Raw genomic sequence first — 7,705 nt, 5'->3', positions numbered from 1 at the left:
CGCGCGGGGATCTTCCTCAGGCGGGCGCGGTATTCGAGGTGGCTCTCTAGTCGTCCCCGCCCGCGCGGGGATCTTCCTCAGGCGGGCGCGGTATTCGAGGTGGCTCTCTAGTCGTCCCCGCCCGCGCGGGGATCTTCCCGGGACACCGGCCGCCGTGCACTGGTCGCGGAGGTCGTCCCCGCCCGCGCGGGGATCTTCCCGACATCGACGACCTGATCACCGCCATCCGCGAGTCGTCCCCGCCCGCGCGGGGATCTTCCCTGCTCGCCGAGCGGGCGCGACCGGCCGGACCGGTCGTCCCCGCCCGCGCGGGGATCTTCCGTCCACAACCTCTCCCCCGCTCGGGTAGCCGCCGTCGTCCCCGCCCGCGCGGGGATCTTCCGCTGGGCACGCCCTTCGTGCCGAGCAGCGCCGCGTCGTCCCCGCCCGCGCGGGGATCTTCCCGTGAGTTCCGAGGACAGCCGCAGGTTGCTGACGTCGTCCCCGCACGCGCGGGGATCTTCCCGGTTCGAGCGGGATCGCCTCGCCGCTGTGCGGGTCGTCCCCGCCCGCGCGGGGATCTTCCCGCCTCGGCCGAGGCGATGGCGGACGGGCCGATGTCGTCCCCGCCCGCGCGGGGATCTTCCGTTATAGGTGGGCACCCCGCTCGGCGCCTCATAGTCGTCCCCGCCCGCGCGGGGATCTTCCCTCCCACTTCGGGACCTTCAGGCCGTAGTAGGTGTCGTCCCCGCCCGCGCGGGGATCTTCCGGGGCGTGCGCGGCCGGTACGCCCTCGGCCCCAGTCGTCCCCGCCCGCGCGGGGATCTTCCTGCGGCCGCCCGCGAGGCCGAGGCCGCGCTCGCGTCGTCCCCGCCCGCGCGGGGATCTTCCCTTCCCGAGCGCGCGCAGCGCGGGCGGAGCGAAGTCGTCCCCGCCCGCGCGGGGATCTTCCCAGCAGGTCAGCGCTGGCGGCGGCGATCTCGGAGTCGTCCCCGCCCGCGCGGGGATCTTCCCCCACGGTTGGACGCCTACCGGTTCCGCTAGTGGTCGTCCCCGCCCGCGCGGGGATCTTCCGTGACCGGACCGGACGCCCGCGCCGCCGCCCGTGTCGTCCCCGCCCGCGCGGGGATCTTCCCACGGAGGTCCGGCGGGCGAACGCGGAGACCCGGTCGTCCCCGCCCGCGCGGGGATCTTCCGGCGTACCCGCAGGACATGTCCGGGCTCCACCTGTCGTCCCCGCCCGCGCGGGGATCTTCCCCAGTCGGCGACGTCCGCCTTCTCCTCGAGGAAGTCGTCCCCGCCCGCGCGGGGATCTTCCCGGCCGCCGGTTCTCCGCCACCGCCCGGTTCGGGGCGTCCCCGCCCGCGCGGGGATCTTCCCACGACCGGGCCGAGCTCGGAGACGGAGGCGCGGTCGTCCCCGCCCGCGCGGGGATCTTCCGCCTGATGGCCAGCGACGCCGCCGGAACGCTGTGTCGTCCCCGCCCGCGCGGGGATCTTCCGCTGACGGCGGCCCTGCCCGAGCGCATCTCGGAGTCGTCCCCGCCCGCGCGGGGATCTTCCCTCCCTGCTCAAGGACCTGACGATGGAGGTCGGGTCGTCCCCGCCCGCGCGGGGATCTTCCCTCGTCCCGGGCGACGGCCTGGTGGTCCCGGCCGTCGTCCCCGCCCGCGCGGGGATCTTCCCGCGGTAGGACGGACCCGTCCGGGGAGGGCCGGGTCGTCCCCGCCCGCGCGGGGATCTTCCCCCTCTCGACGGTCGGGCGATCGTCGAGAACGCGTCGTCCCCGCCCGCGCGGGGATCTTCCCACTGAGCTGATCCTGCCACCCGCGATCCGCGCGTCGTCCCCGCCCGCGCGGGGATCTTCCGGACCAGATCGCGCCGGCGATCCAGACCAGGGCGTCGTCCCCGCCCGCGCGGGGATCTTCCGCACAAAGACGTCGACGAACAGCGGTTGATCGTGTCGTCCCCGCCCGCGCGGGGATCTTCCCCAGGTTGGGCGGCTGTTCTGGGGTAGCGCAGGGTCGTCCCCGCCCGCGCGGGGATCTTCCCGCCTGGCCCCCGCCGGCGAGGGCCAGGACCACGTCGTCCCCGCCCGCGCGGGGATCTTCCCTGGCGGGACACGACCTCCATGCCGCCGGAAAGGTCGTCCCCGCCCGCGCGGGGATCTTCCGGCCTACCTGGTCCAGGTCGGCCGGTGCGAGCGGTCGTCCCCGCCCGCGCGGGGATCTTCCGTCCCGAGTTCGACGCCACCCACCCCGACTGGAGTCGTCCCCGCCCGCGCGGGGATCTTCCCGCCGGATACTCGCCTAATTCCCCGAGGAATGCGTCGTCCCCGCCCGCGCGGGGATCTTCCCTTAACCAGCATCCACGGCCTCCGTAGCGGTGTGTCGTCCCCGCCCGCGCGGGGATCTTCCCCGCCTGTTCCCCGCCCCGCTCATCGACTACAGGTCGTCCCCGCCCGCGCGGGGATCTTCCCGTATTACTTCTACATATCTTGCTCCGACCGCTGCGGGTTTCATCGGATGAAGCACTCGCGTCTGAACGCACTCCCGTAGGAGGCGCTGGGGCCGTTGGGCTTCGCGCGCTGGCTCGGCCCCAAGGCGGGCGCCGAAGGAGCCGCTGACCTGGTCATCCACCACCGTCTTTCATCTGGTGAAATATCCCTTCATCGGATGTAAGCGGGGCGGAAGGGGCGGGATGGAGCGGGGTTTGGGAGGGCCACAGGCGGGTTCGTCGGCGCTGCACCTGGTCGACGGGGTGGCATTGCTGCGGCCGGACGAGCAGGTGTTCGCCGCGATGCTGGCGGGCTGGGAGGCGCAGCAGCTCGCCCGGAACCTGGCGGCGAGCACCGTCGAGAAGCGGCTCGGGGCGGTGCGGGCGTTCGCCGTGCACGCGGACACGTTCCCGTGGATGTGGCAGCCGCAGATGCTCGACGAGTGGCTGGGGGATCTGCGCGGAGTGCGCGGCCTGAGCCGCTCGACGGTCCGCAACTACGCCGGCGCCATCGGCGCGTTCTGCCGTTACCTGCTCGCCCCTGCCTACGGCTGGGCGGCGCGGTGCGAGCAGCAATTCGGCTCGCACCCGGTGCAGGTCTGCCACGAGTGGAACACCGCCGTGCATGTCCAGGACGTCGAAGCCGAGCCGGTCCGGCGCGCGTTCACCGTCGCCGAGTTGCAGGCGCTGTTCGACTACGCCGACGACCAGGTTGCCCAGGCGCGCGCCGCGGGGCGCAAGGGCTGGCTGGCGCTGTTCCGCGACGCGACGCTGTTCAAGGTCGCCTACAGCTACGGCCTGCGCCGCCGGGAGGTCGCGATGCTCGACCTGGCGGACTTCGGCACGAACCCGCACGCCGGCGAGTTCGGCGACTTCGGGGTCTGCCGGGTCCGGTTCGGCAAGGCGATGCGCGGCTCCGCACCCAAGCCGCGCAGCGTGCTCACCGTCTGGCCGTGGACGGTGGAGGTCCTCGATCAATGGATCGGCGAGTTGCGTCCGCTGATGCCGACCGCCGCGGAATCGAAGGCGCTGTGGCCCTCGGAGCGGGCCGGCCGGATCACCCTGAGCACCATCAATCGGCGGCTGGCCGCTTACCGGACCGCGCTCGATCTTCCTGCTGGACTCGACTTCCACTCGCTGCGCCGCTCCTACGTCACGCACCTGATCGAGGACGGCTGGGACCCGCTGTTCGTCCAGCAACAGGTCGGCCACGAACACGCCTCCACGACCGCGATCTACACCTGCGTTTCCTCGGACTTCCGCACCCGCACGCTGCGCACCGCGCTCGACGCGATAATGCGGGCCGCGATCGAAACAGGAGGCGCACGCCCATGACGGCTCGACGGACGGTCTCCTACCAGTGGCGGCTGCGCGAGACGATGGCCGCGCACGGCCTGTTCAACGCCTCCGACCTGGCCCCGCTGCTCGCCGAACGGGGCATCAACCTGTCCTCGGTGCAGGTCTGGCGGCTGGTCACCCAGACCCCGGAACGGCTGTCCCTGCCCGTTCTCGCCGCGCTCTGCGACATCTTCGAGGTGACCCCCGCCCAGCTCATCGCGACCCGCGGCGAGAACGCCGCGGCGCCCGCGAAGACGGTCAACGCCGCCCCGGACGGCTCCGTCGACCTCGACGCCTACCGGCCCAAGCGCGCGCGGCTGCGCCCCGAATGACCGATCCAGCACCCTGCTGGCGCTGCGGAACCGTCCCGCCAGGCCACCACGGCCGGCGACCCACCTGCGGCCCGTGCCGGCTGACCACGCGCCTCGAGGAGCTCCTCGACGACGGTTCCGGCGCCCCACATCCCACGCTGGCACCGCTGATCGGCCGCATGGCCGCCGAGCCCGACCCGCTGGGCACGCTGCGCTGGCTGCGCCGGGCGCAGAACGCGGCGCTGCTAACAGCGCTCGCCCGCGGACAGGTCCCGCTCTCCCATGACGGCCTGCACGGCTGGCCGCACCAGGTCGCCGCGCGGCGGCTGCGCCACCATCTGATCGCCACCGGTGTCCTGCCCGCCGCCGACCCGCGGCTGCTCGACATCGAGGCGTGGCTGCACCGCCGCCTCGCCGAGCTCGCCGGGCACCCCCACGAGCAGCTCCTGCGGCAGTTCGCGCTCTGGCATCAGCTACCACGGCTACGCGCCACCGCGTCGCGCCGGCCGCTGCGCACCACCGCGCAGCAGTACGCCACCCAGCAGTTCACCCAGGCACAGGCGTTCCTCACCTGGCTGCACGAGCACCAGATCGACCCGCGCGGCCTCCGCCAGGCCGACATCGACGCCTGGTATGCCACCCACCGGGTCCACCAGCGCCACCACGTCCGCGGCTTCCTGCTCTGGGCCACCGACCGCGGCGACCTGCCCCGCGGGCTCGTCGCGCACCAGCAGACGTTCCAACCCGGCCGGCCGATCACCCAGCAACGCCGGCTCGCGCTCCTGCGCCGCTTCACCACCAGCGACACCGACCCGCTGCCCGCCAGGGTCGCGGCCTGCCTCGTACTGCTCTACGCCCAGCCCCTCAGCCGCATCCACCAGCTCACCGCCAACGACGTGCTGGAACGCGACGGCGAGACGGCCCTGCGCTTCGGCGACCCACCCACACCGGTGCCCGAGCCGTTCGCCACGATGCTGCGCGAACTCGCCGCGACCGCCCCTCCCGACGGATGGCTGTTCCCCGGCCTCATCCCCGGCCAGCCCGTGGCCCACCGAGCCCTCCAGCGCTAGCTCAAGGACCTCGGCCTGCCCATCGTCCAGGCCCGCGTCGCCGCGCTCCGCCAACTCGTCCTGCAAGCCCCGGCTCCCGTCATCGCCGACGCCCTCGGCTTCCACCAGACCACCACCACCCGCCAACGCGCCCACGCCGGCGGCACCTGGAACCGCTACGTCGCCCTGCGCCAGTAACGACACGCCGCTCACCGACGCGCGAGCCGATGTTGCAGCTCGAGGTGGCGGAACTGGTACACCGGGCCGACCTGGCGCAGCACGCCGCGTTTCTCGTGGGCGTCGGCCAGGAACGCCATCAGATTCCGGGGAAGCCGGCCGCGTGCGGCCAGCCATGCCCGGGTCAGCGTGAACAACGCCCACGCACCGTAGTCCCCGAGCCCGAACACGAACCCGAACATGACCCCGAACATGACCCCGACCACGAGCCCGGCCGCAAGCCCGACCACGAGCCCGCCCACGAACCCGACTACGAGTCCGACCACGAGTCCGCCCGCGAGCCCGCCCGCGAGCCCGACCACGAGCCCGTTTACCCCGGCTGCGGATCGGTCTTGGTGGAGGACCGAGGTCGGGTTCGAGGCTTCCGCGAGATCCGCCGGCACGGATGAGATCCCGAACACGAGTCCGACCACGAGTCCGACCACGAGCCCGACCACGACCACGACCACGAACCCGACTACGAGTCCGACCACGAGCCCGACCACGACCACGACCACGAACCCGACTATGACCCCGACCGAGAGCCCGACCACGAGCCCAAACACGAGCCCAAACACAAGGTCGGAACCTGGAGGGATTCTCCAGCGCACCGCGCGCTGCGGTAACCGATCCGCGGCTGTGAGCCCAAAATCAGGCCCGACCACGAACCCGACCACGAGCCCGACCATGACCGCGACCGCGACCCCGACCGCGACCCCGACCGCGGGCCCGACTATGACCCCGACCGAGAGCCCGACCACGAGCCCGAACGCGAGCCCGACCGCGAGCCCGACCACGAGCCCGAACGCGGGCCCGACTACGAGTCGTCGTTGTCGGGGGGTGAGGGCGAGGGGGAGTTGCCACCAGGCGAGGTCGGGGGTGCCGTGCAGGGTGTGGTCGAGGTGGCGGGCGAGGAAGACGAGCCATCGTTCGGCGTCGGTCGCCGTCCAGGGGCAGCGCTGGCCGGGATCGGGGTGGGGCCGATATGCGGCTGGGAGGAACCCGTCGAACAGGTGCTGTTCGACGGTGGTGCGGGTGGGGAAGCGGGTGGGGTCGAGCAGTTCGGCGGGGGAGTTGCCGACGGCGAGGGCGGGTTCGCCGGGGCGGGGGTTGTAGATGATGCGGGCGAGGGTGGCCATCAGCGGCGTGGTCAGTGCCTGGGCGATCGGGGTCGGCCAGGCGGCGAGCAGCGGGTCCCAGCGGGCGGCGCCGGCCGGGCCGCCCGCCGAGCGGCGCAGATAGTCCGCGACCACCCCGGCCTCCAGCGGGCAGAGCTGGATGCCTGCGGCGCCGGTCAGCCGCACCTCAGGCTCGCGCGGCGGGGACACGGCCTGGCGGTAGGGGTTGGTGCGGGAGGTCAGCACGAGGCGCTGCCCGGGTCGGGTCGCATCGTTGATCCGGGCGATCGCGGCGCCGCGGACGGCGTCGGCGATCTCGTCGAGGCCGTCGAGGACCGGCAGGATCAGCCCGGCATCCAGCAACGCCCGCGCCCGGCTAGCGCCGGAATCACCCGGGGCGGGCACGGTCAGACCGGGATAGTCGGCGACAAGACGCCCTTCCAGCCAGCCATACAGGGACTGTTCGGACGGGTTCCACGACGCCAACGAGACCAGCACCGGCACCGGCCCGCCCAGCGCGCGCCGCCCGTCGGCGAGCAGATCGAGCACCAGGCGCACGGTGAGCATCGTCTTGCCCGCCCCCGGCTCCCCGAGCACGACCAGCCGGCCCGTCGGTACCCGGTCGAGCAGGCCCGCCAGGTCGCCGTCGCCACCGGCCAGCCCGGCCGGCCCGGCCGCCCACGTTCCAGATGGTGGGGGTGGTGGCCAGCCGGCGCCGGAGGTCGCCAGCCGGACCAGCGACGACCATTCCTCGACCAGCCCGCCGTCGGCCGGCGCCCAGCGGACCGGCAACGGATACGGATCGTTGAGCCGGCGCAGCGCCGCCTCGTCCTCCCACTGCCGTCGCACCGCCGCCGCCAACTGGTCAGCGACCCCAGCCAGGTCCAACTCCCCGACTGCGGCCTCCTCCCGGTCCGCCCGGTACGCCGACCAGGCCAGCCACAGCCCCGTCAGCCCCGTGACCCCGCCCACCAAACCGACCAGGGCCGTCCCCGAACCCAGCTGATACCGCCGAGCGAGCACCACCGCGGCCACCACCGACCCCACCAGCAACAGCACCGCGACAATGCCGGTCCGACGCACCCGATCCCGCGAAGATCCCCCCATACCCGGCATCATCGCCGCCCCACGCCAAACTTCGTCGCTGCCCCGGCCGAACTCGCAACAGTCGAATACGCGACCCTGCCAGTCCCCGGTGG

At 73.3% G+C, this 7,705-nt stretch carries 4 protein-coding genes and 1 CRISPR repeat array; of the genes, 3 read left to right on the top strand and 1 reads right to left on the bottom strand.

The window, feature by feature from the left end; all coding sequences use genetic code 11:
- Positions 1-49: 49 nt before the first annotated feature.
- Positions 50-2,456: direct repeats of the CRISPR family, unit length 28 nt; unit sequence GTCGTCCCCGCCCGCGCGGGGATCTTCC.
- Between the two features lie 222 nt (positions 2,457-2,678).
- The 3 genes from I6A81_RS18970 to I6A81_RS18960 all read left to right on the top strand — a co-directional run bounded on the left by I6A81_RS18970 (position 2,679) and on the right by I6A81_RS18960 (position 5,193).
- Positions 2,679-3,809: a tyrosine-type recombinase/integrase gene (locus I6A81_RS18970; RefSeq protein ID WP_202999908.1), complete on the top strand. Its 1,131-nt coding sequence runs from the start codon at positions 2,679-2,681 to the stop codon at positions 3,807-3,809.
- Positions 3,806-4,144, top strand: coding sequence for a helix-turn-helix domain-containing protein (locus I6A81_RS18965; protein ID WP_202999909.1), 339 nt, complete (start codon positions 3,806-3,808; stop codon positions 4,142-4,144). The genes I6A81_RS18970 and I6A81_RS18965 overlap by 4 nt, the downstream gene beginning before the upstream one ends.
- Before the next feature lie 158 nt (positions 4,145-4,302).
- Positions 4,303-5,193 carry a hypothetical protein gene (locus I6A81_RS18960; protein WP_202999910.1) on the top strand — a complete coding sequence of 297 codons (891 nt, stop codon included), beginning with the start codon at positions 4,303-4,305 and terminating at the stop codon, positions 5,191-5,193.
- 188 nt (positions 5,194-5,381) lie between these two features.
- Here I6A81_RS18960 and I6A81_RS43570 read toward each other — a convergent pair whose 3' ends face one another.
- A complete protein-coding gene (locus tag I6A81_RS43570) occupies positions 5,382-7,613 on the bottom strand; it encodes an NACHT domain-containing protein (RefSeq protein WP_238428258.1) in 2,232 nt (743 codons plus the stop codon).
- Positions 7,614-7,705 lie beyond the last annotated feature (92 nt).

The organism is Frankia nepalensis (genome assembly GCF_016786325.1).
Taxonomy (GTDB): domain Bacteria; phylum Actinomycetota; class Actinomycetes; order Frankiales; family Frankiaceae; genus Pseudofrankia; species Pseudofrankia nepalensis.
This window is presented reverse-complemented; position numbering and strand designations above follow the sequence as displayed.